General features: G+C 59.3%; 12 protein-coding genes and 1 pseudogene. 7 read left to right on the top strand and 6 right to left on the bottom strand.

The window, feature by feature from the left end:
• Positions 1-69: 69 nt before the first annotated feature.
• The 5 genes and pseudogenes from QRN50_RS20480 to QRN50_RS20495 all read right to left on the bottom strand — a co-directional run bounded on the left by QRN50_RS20480 (position 70) and on the right by QRN50_RS20495 (position 5,245).
• Positions 70-990, bottom strand: coding sequence for a substrate-binding domain-containing protein (locus QRN50_RS20480; RefSeq protein ID WP_003407888.1), 921 nt, complete (start codon positions 988-990; stop codon positions 70-72).
• 18 nt (positions 991-1,008) lie between these two features.
• A complete protein-coding gene (locus QRN50_RS26025; RefSeq protein WP_370737595.1) occupies positions 1,009-1,722 on the bottom strand; it encodes a methyl-accepting chemotaxis protein in 714 nt (237 codons plus the stop codon).
• A 141-nt stretch (positions 1,723-1,863) separates the two neighbouring features.
• Positions 1,864-2,994 (bottom strand): annotated as a pseudogene (locus tag QRN50_RS26030) (HAMP domain-containing protein); the annotation flags it as partial.
• 205 nt (positions 2,995-3,199) lie between these two features.
• On the bottom strand, positions 3,200-4,036 hold the full coding sequence (locus tag QRN50_RS20490) for a DUF1206 domain-containing protein (protein ID WP_024647903.1): 837 nt from the start codon (positions 4,034-4,036) through the stop codon (positions 3,200-3,202).
• Between the two features lie 108 nt (positions 4,037-4,144).
• Entirely contained in the window at positions 4,145-5,245 is a 1,101-nt protein-coding gene (locus tag QRN50_RS20495) for an SMP-30/gluconolactonase/LRE family protein (protein ID WP_080267124.1), read from the bottom strand.
• A gap of 190 nt (positions 5,246-5,435) precedes the next feature.
• Between QRN50_RS20495 and QRN50_RS20500 the strand changes: the two genes are divergently transcribed.
• From QRN50_RS20500 to QRN50_RS20510, 3 genes are all read left to right on the top strand, one after another.
• Positions 5,436-5,807 carry a hypothetical protein gene (locus QRN50_RS20500; protein WP_057457586.1) on the top strand — a complete coding sequence of 124 codons (372 nt, stop codon included), beginning with the start codon at positions 5,436-5,438 and terminating at the stop codon, positions 5,805-5,807.
• Positions 5,808-5,809: 2 nt separating this feature from the next.
• Entirely contained in the window at positions 5,810-5,992 is a 183-nt protein-coding gene (locus tag QRN50_RS20505) for a DUF1289 domain-containing protein (RefSeq protein ID WP_003315517.1), read from the top strand.
• Positions 5,993-6,097: 105 nt separating this feature from the next.
• Positions 6,098-7,351 (top strand): MFS transporter, encoded by a 1,254-nt coding sequence (locus QRN50_RS20510; RefSeq protein ID WP_032653840.1) that lies wholly within the window; start codon positions 6,098-6,100, stop codon positions 7,349-7,351.
• 6 nt (positions 7,352-7,357) lie between these two features.
• On the opposite strand, the gene QRN50_RS20515 is transcribed toward QRN50_RS20510, so the two are convergent.
• Positions 7,358-8,107 (bottom strand): carbon-nitrogen hydrolase family protein, encoded by a 750-nt coding sequence (locus QRN50_RS20515; protein WP_096126680.1) that lies wholly within the window; start codon positions 8,105-8,107, stop codon positions 7,358-7,360.
• Positions 8,108-8,267: 160 nt separating this feature from the next.
• Between QRN50_RS20515 and QRN50_RS20520 the strand changes: the two genes are divergently transcribed.
• The 4 genes from QRN50_RS20520 (at position 8,268) to QRN50_RS20535 (ending at position 13,505) form a co-directional block, all read left to right on the top strand.
• On the top strand, positions 8,268-9,569 hold the full coding sequence (locus QRN50_RS20520; protein ID WP_096126681.1) for an Nramp family divalent metal transporter: 1,302 nt from the start codon (positions 8,268-8,270) through the stop codon (positions 9,567-9,569).
• 187 nt (positions 9,570-9,756) lie between these two features.
• Positions 9,757-11,868: a TonB-dependent siderophore receptor gene (locus tag QRN50_RS20525; RefSeq protein WP_096126682.1), complete on the top strand. Its 2,112-nt coding sequence runs from the start codon at positions 9,757-9,759 to the stop codon at positions 11,866-11,868.
• 53 nt (positions 11,869-11,921) lie between these two features.
• Positions 11,922-12,650, top strand: coding sequence for a DUF4198 domain-containing protein (locus QRN50_RS20530; protein WP_096126683.1), 729 nt, complete (start codon positions 11,922-11,924; stop codon positions 12,648-12,650).
• 399 nt (positions 12,651-13,049) lie between these two features.
• The gene (locus QRN50_RS20535) at positions 13,050-13,505 is read left to right on the top strand and encodes a hypothetical protein (RefSeq protein WP_096126684.1); all 456 of its coding nucleotides are present in this window, start codon (positions 13,050-13,052) and stop codon (positions 13,503-13,505) included.
• Positions 13,506-13,676 lie beyond the last annotated feature (171 nt).

Here is a 13,676-nt window from a genome sequence, read left to right on the forward strand (position 1 = left end):
TTCGACCCCGAGTGTGCAGCAAGGACACAAACGTGTGACGCCCAGCGCCACACGTTTGTAACCTGAGCACTACTCGAACTGCTGACGATTTTCCGGAGTAATGAGCTTGAACGGCACCCAGATGACCGGGGACGCCAGGGTTTCGCCGCGCGCCATGCGCATCGCGGCATCCACTGCGCCGTTAGCCTGCCCGAGCGCATCCTGGAACACGCTCACCGCCATCTTGCCTTCGGCCATCAGCTTCAAACCGTCCGGGGTGCCGTCGATCCCGCCCACCAGGTAATCACCCGCCTTTTTACCGGTTTTTTCCAGCCCCATGATTGCCCCAATGGCCATTTCGTCGTTGTTGGCGGCGATGATGGAGAAGTCAACGCCCTGTTTGACCCATTCAATCACGATGGTCGCAGCCTGACTGCGCTCCCAGTTGCCGATTTTCTTCTGCACAACCTTCATGTCCGGGTACTTGGCGACCACCTTCTCCACGTCCTCGGTGCGCATGACCGATGATTTGTTGCTCGGGTCGCCGACCAGAATCACCACATTGCCCTTGTAATTGGCACGGCGAGCCAGCTCTTCCATCTGCAATGTGCCGGATTCCAGTTCGTCGGAGCCGACGAACGCCGTCAGTGCAGGCCACGTGGCAGGCTCAGGATTGCGATTGACGAATACCAGCGGAACCTTGGCCTCGTTGGCCAGACGCATCATTTCCGGTGCACTTTTGCCACTCACCATCGCGACAACGATGGCATCGACTTTCGAGTTCACCAGATTGCGAAACTGCCGCATCTGCAGCTCCACGTCGTCCTGGCCGTTTTCCATGAAAATGTCGGCGTCCAGCAGGGCTACCTGTTTTTCCACGCCGTGGCGCAGGATGGTCTGGAAGTTGTCGTTATATTTGGCCATGCCTACACCGATCAGCGGCGTGGCCGCCTGCGCCAGGCCAGCGAACAGCAGGCTCGCACTCAGGGAAATCGATAACCACTGTTTCATGTTCTGACTCCCGGGGCGTTAAACGCTGAAATGATGGAGCAGCTCGCGCTGATCCCTGGCCATTTTCGACAGGTCCTGACTGCTGATTGCCGATTGCTCGGCACCGTCGGCGGCCTGCTGGGCGGAATCGTTGATGTGCGTGACCATGCGACTGGTCTCCTGCACGGTCGCGCTTTGCTGTTCGGTGGCCGCAGCGATCTGAATGTTCATGTCGCGAATCACATCCACCGCCTCGCCCATTTCCACCAGCAATTGATCAGCGCCGGAGGCCAGTGTCACGCAATGGTCGGACTGGATCTGGCTTTCGTTCATCACCTCTACCGCCGAATGGATCTTGCTCTGCATCTGCCCGATCATTTCCTGGATCTCGCTGGTGGAGGTCTGAGTGCGACTGGCCAGCGAGCGCACCTCATCGGCCACCACCGCAAAGCCCCTGCCCTGCTCACCAGCCCGCGCCGCTTCGATGGCTGCGTTGAGCGCCAGCAGGTTAGTCTGTTCGGCAATGGTGCGAATGGCGTCGACGATGCCGTCGATGTTCTGCCCGTATTTCTGCAACTCGTCGGTCACCGCAGACGCCTTGTTGACCTGCTCAGCCTGCTGGCGAATGTTGACGATGGTTTCAGCCACGCGCTTTTGCACTTTCCCGGTCAACTCACTGGTGCTGTCCACCGCGCCACGGGTGTCCTGAGCCCGACGGGCGACTTCCTCGACCGTGCTTTCCATTTCATTCATGGCTGACGCGGCAGAGTTGAGACGATCCTTCTGCTCGTCGACCACGCGGGTAGTCTGCTCACTGATCTGCGCGTTCTGGCTGGCGGTCAGCGCCAGGGCATCGGCCGACCCGATCAGCTGACGAAACGTCTGTTGCAACGACTGGGTGAATTCATTGAGATAACCCCCCAACTCACCAAACTCATCGCGGCGGCTGACGTCGAAACGTACCCGCATGTCGCCACTGGTGAGCGTCTTCAAAACCTCGCGGAACGCCGCCAGAGGGCGACGCAGGCTGAAGGCGACCCATGTGCCGATGATCGCTGCCGCCATGACGGCCAGCAGACAGGCGATCAGCAACAGGCTGAGGCTGGTGGCGATGGTCGAATCAGCCCCGGCCTTGGCCTCGTTGGCCACCGCCAGTGACTGATTGCCGAACTCGCCAATCTTGCCCAGCGTTGCTTGAAGACGGGTTTCCGCTGCCTGGCGCTGTTTGTCGACCTGCTCGGCGAGTGCCGCTTCCTGCCTGTAGGCCTGATAAACGCCGTCGCTGCCGGTCAGGTCGTTCAGCAAGCGGTTGACCATCACGCTGGCAATCCGGCCAGCGCGCGGGTCGACTGCGATGAGCTCCCGTGTGCGGCTGCTGATCACCTCATCCTGCAGGTTGAGCACGCGCTGCAAGGTCTGAATATTCGGTGTGGCGGCATGGGCAGCCAGACCTTCGTAGGATTTGCCGACGTCCAGTAACAGCTTTTCCCCCGCCGCCACCGTCTCGGCGGAGCCGGCGTTGCGCTCGCGGGCAATATAGTCACGAAGATAACCGGTCAGTTGCGCGCCCTGAGTGCTGCTGTAGCCCTGCAACACTCGGCTCTGAAGTGCCTGCAGAACGTGCTGTCGATGGCTGGCAATCAGCGTCTGCGCCTGCTCGGCATAAGCCGCACTCAGTTGGCGTTGCTGGTTCAGGTTGTCGCGCAGTTCGGCACGATCGCCAATGTAGGCAGGCGTGCTGTCCAGCAACTGATTGAACCGGGTCATGCTGTCGTTGAACGGCTGCTTGCCATCATCGATCTGTTTGGGATCAGTGCTGACCAGAATCCCGAGCAGTGCCTGGTTGGCGCGCAGCACATGCACGTAAAGCTCGCTCGCCGCCCTGCTCAAGGGTGCGGACTGCCCTGTGATGACGCTGATCCGATCGCTTATGGAATGGGTGCTTTGATAGCTGATACCTGCCATGGCGAGCAGCAGTAACACCAGCACAGCAAACCCACCGATCACTCGCTGAAGAATGGTCATGGCTATCCTCTTTTATTTTTATTGCGCTGAATCTGATCCGGGCCCGCGTGGAGAACGTCAGTCCGGAAAATGATCGCAGCGCTAAAGAGAATGTCGGCCGCACCAAGGACGACTTGAGACGTAGATCACATTATTTTTACTGGCAGGCGCCACTAAGGGACTGCCTGACCTGAGACGTCACGCAGTCCTCTACCAGAATACGGGATCAGCGGAAATGGCGCGCTACAGCCTCCGGCGCGTCAGGCACGTCCATATTGATCCTGCGCCAGGCCGCCTGGGCGAAGCTGTACACCGAAAACGCAATCAGCCCAAGTGCCACGATCAGCAATACCAGGCCGCCTGCGGGCAGATCCTGCAAACCGTTGAGCGCATCTTTCATGCCCGGCGGGTGCATGGCCTGATAACTGGAACCGCTCACTGCCAGTAGCACGGCAATTTCGATGAACGCCACGCCGCGGGCGATCAGGCCGAAGCGCGATACCGGACGCACGTACTTCATCACGTCTTCATCGGCCTCGAAATACTTCTCGAAGGACGCCTTGTAGCCCTTGATGATGTGCACAATGCCCAACCCCAGGGGCACCAGGGCGACCACGTAGACCAGCAGATTGGAGTGATCCCAGGACAGAATGGCTGCCAGCAGGTCCTTGGCCTGACCACCACCCGATGAGCCTCCGGAGCTCTTCAGCCCACTGACCAGCAGCCCCAAGGCAAAGAACGCCAGTGCGCCGTAAGTAAAGCCGCCCACCAACAGACCGCCGCGAATCACCAGCCCTTTGAATTCGCGGCCATGATGGTCAACGTCCCGGGTAGCCTGCAAGACACGCCATGCCGCAAACGCCAGCAGACCGACGATCACCACCCCGACCAGAACGCCGCCGAAGGGCTGGCTCAATAGCGCTTCAAGACTGCTGTGGCTGTCGGCCGGCTGCGAGGAGCCCTGCGCCGCCAGTACCGCGAACAGACCAATAATCAGATAAACAACCCCACGGGCGGCATAACCGCCTCGTGCAAGTAGAACAAGGCCGCGTTGCGCCGACATAAATAACTATCCCTGAAAGTAATTACAGGAACAGACCGGGCATAGTCCGAGGGGTTCGACCCGATTGACGACGCGTCGTGTCATACGCCGTCATCGGGTCACGCGCTGTCAGGCAAACGTGGCACCGCGCGCGTTCACGAACACCGAATAAAGCGAATGGCTGCTGGCCATGAACAGCCGATTGCCCTCTCTCCCGCCGAAGCAGACGTTGGCGCAGCGCTCGGGCAGGCTGATATGGCCGATGGCCTTGCCTTGAGGGTTGAACACTCGTACACCGTCGAGTTTCTCCATATCCGCCTTGGGATCACCGTTACCGCCCCAGCCGCACCACAGATTGCCGCTCTCGTCGCACTTGATGCCGTCGATCGCCGCGTAGTCCAGGCCTTCGATGAGCTTGCCCAGCTCGCCCAGCGTGCCGTCTTCGTTGACCGCTATCGCCCAGATGAGGCCGTGGGGTTTGGCGCGCCCCTCGACCACATACAAGGTTTTTTCATCCGGCGAAAAGCACAAGCCATTCGGACCGGCCAGATCATCGATCACCCTGGAGACTTTGCCGTTCGCGGGGTCTATGCGATAGACGCCGAAGGGTTGCTCCTGCTTGACCTTTTGACCTTCGTAGTTGCTTTCGGCCTGGAAGGTGGGATCGGTGAACCAGATAGACCCATCACGTTTGCAGGCGATGTCATTGGGCGAATTGAAAGGTTTGCCCTCGAATCTGTCGGCCAGCACGGTGATGCGCCCGTTGTACTCGGTACGCGTCACGCGCCGCCCCTCGGTGGTAGTGCTGGAGCCCTCACAAACCAGCAGCCGGCCCTGACGGTCGCGACACATGCCATTGGAAAAGTTCGAGTGCTCGCGGTACACCGACAGCTCACCCGTCACCTCGTCCCAGCGCATGATGCGATTGTTGGCAATATCGCTGACCAGCAGGTAGCGACCGTCACCGATCCACACCGGCCCTTCGGCCCAGCGCATGCCGCTGGCCAGTTTCTCGACGCTGGCATTGAATATTCGTATGTGGGTAAAGCTGTCGTCCAGCACACTGACCAAAGGGTCGGGATAACGCTGGGTCAGCGGCTGAGCGCTGGAAAGACGCGGCAATGCGCCAATGGCGGCAACGGTTGCCGAAACGGCCAGCGACTGCTTGAGAAAGCCCCTGCGGCTTTGATCGGGTGTGCTGCCTGATGATGAGAGTTCCATGATGAGCATCCATTATCTTTATTATCGGAAAGGCGCGCGTCTTGCGGCCGCACGTCATCCTACAAGATACCGCTGGGCGGCTTGAATAATGGCCGTTTGCGATCAGACTTCGCCTGCAGATATACCGCCTCCCATGCTTCGACACATACTCGCGATAAGGTATCTTGCGCCACTCCTTTTCAACGCCCCAAGGTCCACCATGCCCTCCAGCAAACGCGAACAGGCCCAGACAGATCGGCGTCTGGTGAGCGCATTGACGCACGCCTGCGAGGCCGCCAAGGCCGAGATGCCCGGTTTCTGCTGGCTGACTCATGAAGTCGATTACGCGGCGTTCCCGGCCAGCCTGCAGGTGGTGTGGGTGTTCGATACGCTGGCCGACAAGAACGCTGCGCTGCAGCGCGGGTTGGACGAGCGCATGATCGGTCTCACGGTAGAGGCACTTGACGATGCCCAGGTCAGCCTGTCGAATGCAGCGGCGCATGTGCATGTCGACTGCGAAGAGCAGTGCCTGCGCGAGAACGCGGGCGACTGGCAGCAGCGCATCAAACGCAAATACGCCAGACGAGGTTGAGCATGGCCAAGGACATCGAAAACCCGTGTATTTCCGTGTGCCAGCTCAGCGGCGATCTGTGCGTGAGCTGCGGGCGTACCAAAGACGATATTCGCAAGTGGAAGCGCATGAAACGGCCCGAAAAAATGGCTGCCGTGCAACGCGCGACCCAGCGACTGAAAAGCCTGCAGAAAAAGAGCATTTGAAGCCTAAATTTCATCTTGGGTGCGGAAACTTCTTTAAAACGGCCCGGGTCAGTATTACCCGTGACTCGGTTGCCTGGGGTCGGACGAATTACAGGAACTTCACTCTTGGTCAGTCATGCAGATCGCCGCAACACCCTTTCACTGGATAGCCTGAATTTCTTCCTTGCCGATGTCCGCGATGGCCTGGGCCCGTATCTGGCGATCTATCTGCTGGCGGTGCACAAATGGGACCCGGCCAGCATCGGCGTGGTGATGACCATTGCCGGCATTGCCGGGCTGCTGACCCAGACACCTGCAGGGGCGCTGATCGACCGCACGCCCTACAAGCGCGCCATGATCGGTGTGGCGGCCTTGTTGGTGACGCTGAGTTGCCTGATTCTGCCCTTCACCTCGTCTTTTTCCGTTGTCGCCCTGACCCAGGCGTTGAGCAGCATTGCGGCCTCGGTATTTGCACCGGCCATCGCGGCCATTTCCCTGGGCATCACCGGGCCCAAAGCGTTTACCCGCCGTACCGGGCGCAACGAAACGTTCAACCACGCCGGTAATGCCTGCGCAGCCCTGCTGGCTGGCGGCTTCGCCTACCTCTTCGGACCTATTGCGGTGTTCTACCTGATGGCCGCCATGGCGCTGGCGAGTATTGTCGCGGTCAGCTTCGTTTCCGCAGACGCCATCGATCACGACGTGGCGCGGGGTTTCGATGCCAGCCACGACGTCAGTGGTCATCAACCGTCGGGCCTTTCTGCGCTGTTGAGCAACAAGCCGCTGCTGATGTTCGGTATTTGCTGCGCGCTGTTCCATCTGGCTAACGCGGCGATGCTGCCGCTGGTGAGTCAAAAGCTCTCACAGATCAACATGCAGATGGCCACACCGCTGACCTCGGCGTGCATCGTCGCGGCCCAGCTGGTGATGGTGCCGGCCGCGCTGCTGGTAGGCATGAAAGCGGATGTCTGGGGGCGCAAGCCGCTGTTGCTGGCCGGTTTTCTGTTCTTGCCGATTCGCGGTGTGCTCTACACCTTTTCCGATGATCCCTATTGGCTGGTCGCGGTGCAGATGCTCGACGGCATCGGCGCGGGCCTGTTCGGTGCCCTGTTCCCCTTGATGGTCAAGGACCTCACCCAAGGCAGCGGGCGTTTCAACGTGAGTCTGGGTGCGCTGTCCACGCTGTTCGGGCTGGGTGCAGCGCTGAGCAACAGCCTGGCGGGTTTTGTCGTGCATGCAGCAGGTTACAGCGCGGCATTTCTGACCCTCGCCGGCGTGGCAGCGGTAGCGTTCTGCCTGTTGTGGCTGGCCGTGCCGGAGACCCTTTCGCGCTCGCATAATGAGCCCGAGCTCAAAGCGGACAATGCCGTGGGCGCGTGACCACCCTTAGTCCACCGTAACCGCCCTCACCCGCCAGCCCTCGCGCTGGCGGGTTGCGACTACCAGACCACCTCCTTCACCTTGCATCCCGCCAACCCAGCGCCCTGCCTCGTCCCACAGACCACTGCGCCCCGCCGACTGCCAGCCGCCGGTCGGCCCGCCATGATTGGCCATCAACACTGGCAGCGAGTGACGGCGGGCATGCCCCGAAAGCAGTCCGGCATCGTATTCATAGCCTCCCGGCGAGATCAGCACACTGGCTGCGTACACCCAGGCTGCGCCTTGCGCCATGCGCTGCGCGTGTTCGGCGTGGGCGAAGTCGGCACACACGCACAGACCGATTCGCTGCTGATCAACTGGCAGATAGCAGTCCTCGTTGCCGGCGCTGAACACGACGTCTTCGCCGGGATGCAGATATTGCTTGGCGTAGGCGATGACATCGCCCCGAGCGGTGAAGGTCAGTGCGCCAATCAGCACGCTGTCGTCCGGCCCCCTGAGCGGCACGCCAAGGGTGGTCGTCAGTCGCCATTTTTTAGCCAGTGCCACGAGCGGCGCCAGACGCGCATCGCCTGGAAGCAAAGCCAACTCGCGAGCCAGATCCGGCTCGTAGCCTGTGAGTGACAACTCGGGAAACAGCAGATAACGGGCGCCCAGTTCAGCTGCCCGCTGCATAAACGCCAGATGCCCGGAGAGATTGCTTTCGATATCTCCCCGTGCAGAACAGAATTGAGCAGCGGCGAGCATTGGAAACGTCATGGGCTCTCCAGATAAACGGGGTTGGCAGACGCGAGCTTAGCCTGCATCACAGCCGGTTCACACATAGTTACATTTTTACCAACGACCCATGTTGTACGACGTCTTATCTTGTCTGGCAGTGACTGACATCTCATTACAATAAAAAACGGAGATTCACCGCATGCCGCTTACCCCGTCTCTCAAAGAAACGGCCACGCCAGTAGCCGAACCTCGTTTCAAGAAACTTGCCAGGTTATTGGGGCCAGGCATCATCGCCGTGCTGTCCTGGCTGGGCGCGGGCGATCTGATCACCTCATCGGTGGCAGGCGCCAGCTATGGTTACGCCATGATGTGGGTACTGGCGATTTCGCTGTTGCTCAGGTTTCTGATCGTCAACATCATCGCCCTCTTCCAGCTCTGCAATAACCAGGGCATGACCATCCTTCAGGGTTACGCGCAGCTGCATCCGCTGTTTGCCTGGTTCATGCTTGGCTACGCATTGCTCATGGGGCATTTGATAAACGCCTACATGATCAAGGGCGCTGGCGAGGCGCTTGCCATGCTGCTGCACATCGACCAGCCACTGCTCTGCTCCGTCGCAGTGGTGATTGCCGTGTGGCTGTTGGTGGGGCGCAATATCTACGCAATGATCGAAGGCGTGATGAAGGTGCTGCTGGCGATCATGACCCTGGCGTTTCTGACCCTGGCGATCATGTCCGGGCCCGACGTCACCGGCATCATCAAGGGTACCATCGGCTTCAGCATTCCGCCTGATGAGGGCGTGCACGGCGCACTGCTGGTGGCGGTTTCGGTGATCGGTGCCGTAGCCGGGTCGATCGCCAACTTCGTCCACCCTTACGTGATGCGTGAAAAAGGCTGGACCGGCCCGGAGCACAAGCGCATCCAGCGCAACGATCTGCTGTTCGCGGTGATCGTCGGCATCGTCATCAACCTGGCCATCTGGGTGGTGGGCGTCGAAATCCTGCGGCCCAACGGTATTCAGGTCAACACCCTGGCGGACCTGGGCAAGGCCCTGGAAATCTTTTTCGGCCCATTGGGTTGGTACATCTTCTTCATCGGCGTGTTCGCCACCCTGTTCGCCAGTATTTCCGGCAAGACCACAGCCTTTCCGATGCTGATCACCGATGCTTTCCAGCACATCCAGCCCAAGCGCCGCGAACGCTACGGCAAAGTGTTCCACAACGACCCGATGCACCGGTGGTTCATGCTGTTCATTCTGGTCACCCCGCTGATCTGGTCGCTGCCCGGCATGCCGGACTTCGTGACCCTGACCCTGGGCGTCAACGCGCTGAATATCATCGGATTGCCCGTCATCTCGCTGGGGCTGCTGATCATGTCCAATCAGAAGTCACTGTTGAGCAAGGAATACCGCAACAACTGGTTCGAAAACATCGCGCTGACCTTCGCCACAGGACTGGCGTTGTGGGTGGCGTTTCAGCTAGGGACGGAGTTGCTGGCGTGAGTGAGCAAGGTCCATTTCCTCAACGGAGATGGACCTCACGCGTTATCCCTATTCCCACCACTTGAATCCTGGTCCTCAAGCCCGGGACGCCTGCTGATAGATGCGACGGTTACATCTCCCCTCAACAAACAGCAATAATTCTCAACGGAGATGTTATATTGTATCCATTACTATCAGGAAGTCTCACATGTCGTCTCGTAGAATCGCGTCTCTGGCAGGCTTGGCAATCGGGGTATTGGGCAGCAACAGCTATGGGCAGGAACAGCCGCAGACCATTGAACTGGAAAGCGTCAACGTCACTTCCGACTATCAGTACGAGACGGCGACCAGCCCGGTCCAGGGCTATCGCGCCACCCGCTCGGCCACGGCCACCAAGACCGACACCGCCATCGCGGATATCCCGCAGTCGATCAGCGTGGTACCTGCCTCAGTGCTCAAGGACCTTGGCAGCAACAATGTCGAGCGCGCGCTGGATTTTGCCGGCGGCGTATCCAAGCAGAATAACTTCGGCGGTCTGACGCTTTACGAGTACAGCATCCGCGGCTTCACCACGTCCGAGTTCTACAAGGACGGCTTCAGCGCCAACCGCGGTTACCCAGCCACGCCGGATGCCGCAAATATCGAACGCATCGAAGTGCTCAAAGGCCCCGCCGCCAGCCTGTACGGGCGTGGCGATCCGGGCGGCACGGTCAACATCGTCAGCAAAAAACCCCAGCCCGAAGCCTTTACCACCTTGCAGACCAGCGCAGGCAGCTGGGATCGTTATCGCACCGCGCTGGACGTCAACACGCCGCTGGATGAAGAAGGCAATCTGCTTTCGCGGGTCAATCTGGCCGTCGAAGACAACAACAGCTTTCGTGACCATGTAGAGAGCAAACGGGTGTTTGTCGCCCCATCCTTCAGCTGGCAATTGAACCCTGACACCCGTCTGCTGGTGGAAACCGAGTTCGTGCGCCACACATCGACGTTCGACCGAGGCGTGGTCGCCCCCAACAACAAGTGGAGTGGCGTGTCGCGCTCGACCTTCCTCGGTGAGCCGGACGATGACATCGATAATGACAACAACATGATGCAGTTCGCCCTGGACCACCAGCTCAACGATGTGTGGTCGCTGCGTCTGGCCAGCCATTACAAACAGGGCGATATGTCGGGTTTTGCCAGCGAGGCGCGCCCGCTGAATGCCGACGGGCACACGGTCAATCGCCGTTACCGTGAGCGCGACAACAACTGGCATGACAGCATCACCCAGTTGGAGTTACGCGGCCGTTTCGAGGGCCTGGGCGTCGAGCACGAGGTGCTGATCGGCACCGAGTACGAGAACTATCGCAAGAACGAACGCGTCACGACCATCGCCGGCAGCCCTTACGCCATCGACATCTACAACCCGGTCTACGGCCAGCCGAAACCCGCTGGCGCACGCTCCGGTACTGATTTTTACGAGCATGTCGAAAGCCGCGCGCTGAACCTGCAGGACCAGATTGTCTTTACCGACAAGCTGCGCGGCATGATCGGGGCACGCTACGAACACTTCGATCAGCAGGTCGATGACTTCACCACCAACGCCACCTCCGGGCAGCGCCAGGACGCTTTCACTCAGCGCGCCGGGTTGCTTTATCAACTCACACCGCAGGTCGGCCTGTTCGCCAACGCCTCCACCTCGTTCAAGCCCAACAATGGCCTGGATGCCGCAGGCAAAACCTTCGACCCGGAAGAAGGCGTCGGCTACGAAGTCGGAATCAAGAGCGAACTGTTCGACGATCGCCTGAGCACGACCCTCGCCGCCTTTCATATCGAAAAGGAAAACGTTCTGGCCCTGGACCCCGGCACCGACACCAATCGCGCGGTGGGCAAGGCTCGCAGCCAAGGCTTCGATGTGCAATTTACCGGGCAGGTCAGCGAAGCCGTTCGGCTCATCGGTGCCTTCGCCTACATTGACGCCGAAGTGACCAAGGGCGACCAGAGCATCCCCACGGGCAGTCGCATCCTTGGCGTCGCCAAACACAGCGGCAGCCTGCTGGGCGTCTATGAGTTCCAGGAAGGCGCGTTGCGCGGCTCGGACGTGGGCGCGGCGTACACCTACGTCGGCGACCGCTCGGGGCAGTCGGGCGCTGACTTCGAGTTGCCGGCCTACCAGACCGTAGACCTGCTGGCGCATTACAAAGCCAGCGACAACGTCACGGTGGGTTTGAACCTGAACAACATTTTCGATGAAAAATACTACGAGCGCTCCTACAGCAACTACTGGGTCGCGCCTGGCGAACCGCGCAACGTTACGGTCAGCCTGACCCTCAGCCTCTGACGCCCATGACACCCGATTCAATAGACCCTCGCTCACAACAACAAGGACGCATCATGCTTTCAAGCAAACCTTTCCTGGCCCTGAGCCTGCTCGGCGCTTTATTCGCCAGTCACGTCAATGCGCACGGCCTATGGACCGAACAGCGTCGCGGCAATATCGAAGTGGTCTACGGCCATGGCGCCGAAGACAACGCCTTCAAGGCGCAGAAAGTCAGCGGCGCGTGGGCCTACGACCTGCAAGGCAAAATGATCCCGGTGACGGTACAACGTCTTGAAGACCACGCGCGTCTGGTGCCGCTCAAGCCGCCTGCGGTCATGAGCATTGCGCTGGATAACGGCATGTGGACGCGCAACGCCGAGAAGCAATGGATCAATGAGGGCCGCAGCAAAGTGCCCAACGGCACCGACTCCATCCATACCTTCAAATACAGCGTGGCGATATACGCAGAAGGCGCGCACCTGCCAGCGTTCAACAAGCTGAATTTCGTGATCGTGCCGCAGACCGATCCCTTGAAAGTCGGCGCAGGCAAACCACTGCCGGTGCGCGTACTGATCGACGGCAAACCCGCCGCCGGCATCAAACTGATCGGCGATTACCGCAGCGCACCGGACGCCGTCAGCGCTGAAACCGATGCACAGGGTCTGGCCAGCGTCATCGTGCGTAACGAGGGGCTGAACATCATCGCCGCCGAAATCACGCTGCCAGTCAAGGACAACGCCGACATCGCCGAACGCGGCTTGTTTACCTCGCTGACGTTTGTCGGTGAGGCGCATCATGACTGATGACGCGCAGTAGCAAATTGCTTCTATTCAGGTACGCAAAGTATCTTCGGCCGACGTTGCCGGAGAACTTTGCTGATCGAACCTTGCGCGTGCCTGCTCGATTGCCTGTCTGTTATTGCTTGCCCATGCGGACAGCATTTCCAGCTGCGGTTTCAATGAGTGGCCGAGTTCGGTCAAGTCATAGCAAACAAGGTCGACGCCTTGGTCAGGCAGTCGGGATCAATCAAAGAACCCGTCCAGTAGAGGTGTACAGACCATTCCCCAAGAGCCTGACCATCGGATGCGTGCGCGAATATACAATTTTGTACAAAATAGATACATCAGGCTAAAGGCCCTGCTGTTGCGGGCCGATAGGCGTATTAGACAAGACTCCACAAATGCTCCGGGACCGGAACCTCAATGAAAATCACACCTTTCGACACCACTCCGATCATGAGTATTCAGGTCGTGACCTCAACGCCAGCTTCGGTGACAGAAAGCTCCGCAGTGTCAAGTGTCACACCTTCAGCTGTTAAGGTTCAGATCTCGAATGAAGGTCAGGAAAAACTCGAAAGTGAAAAGAACGCAGACATCGATCAGTCCGGCCTGCCTGAGGACGTCAAGGAAGTCTTGAAAAACATCCGCAAGCTTCAGGATCAGATCGCTGAAAAGAACCAGGAATTGATGGAACTGCTGAACGACAAGACCCTGTCGGAAGATGAGAGGAAACGGCAGAGAGAGCTTTTGACCTCCACCATCAGAAGCATGCTATCAGCGTTGTCCCAAGCCACGAGCGCGCTGAATAACGCGATGTCGTCCAATAATATGGACTCCGACAGCCGTAGCCAGGCCAAGGGCCTGATCGGGATGAAATAGGCGTCACGCATCGACCGGGCCCTGAATATTTCCAGCGGGCGCAATGCTCCGCCGGAATAGCAGCTTGCCAGCACAGTAAAATCTGGCAACGCCGCGCGCCCCCCCTAGAAACCCGCAATATTCCCTTTAGTAAACAAAGTTTCCAGAAACCTCTGGACGCTGGATTTCCTT

Source organism: Pseudomonas sp. MEJ108 (genome assembly GCF_030208985.1).
In the GTDB taxonomy this organism is placed as follows: domain Bacteria; phylum Pseudomonadota; class Gammaproteobacteria; order Pseudomonadales; family Pseudomonadaceae; genus Aquipseudomonas; species Aquipseudomonas fragariae.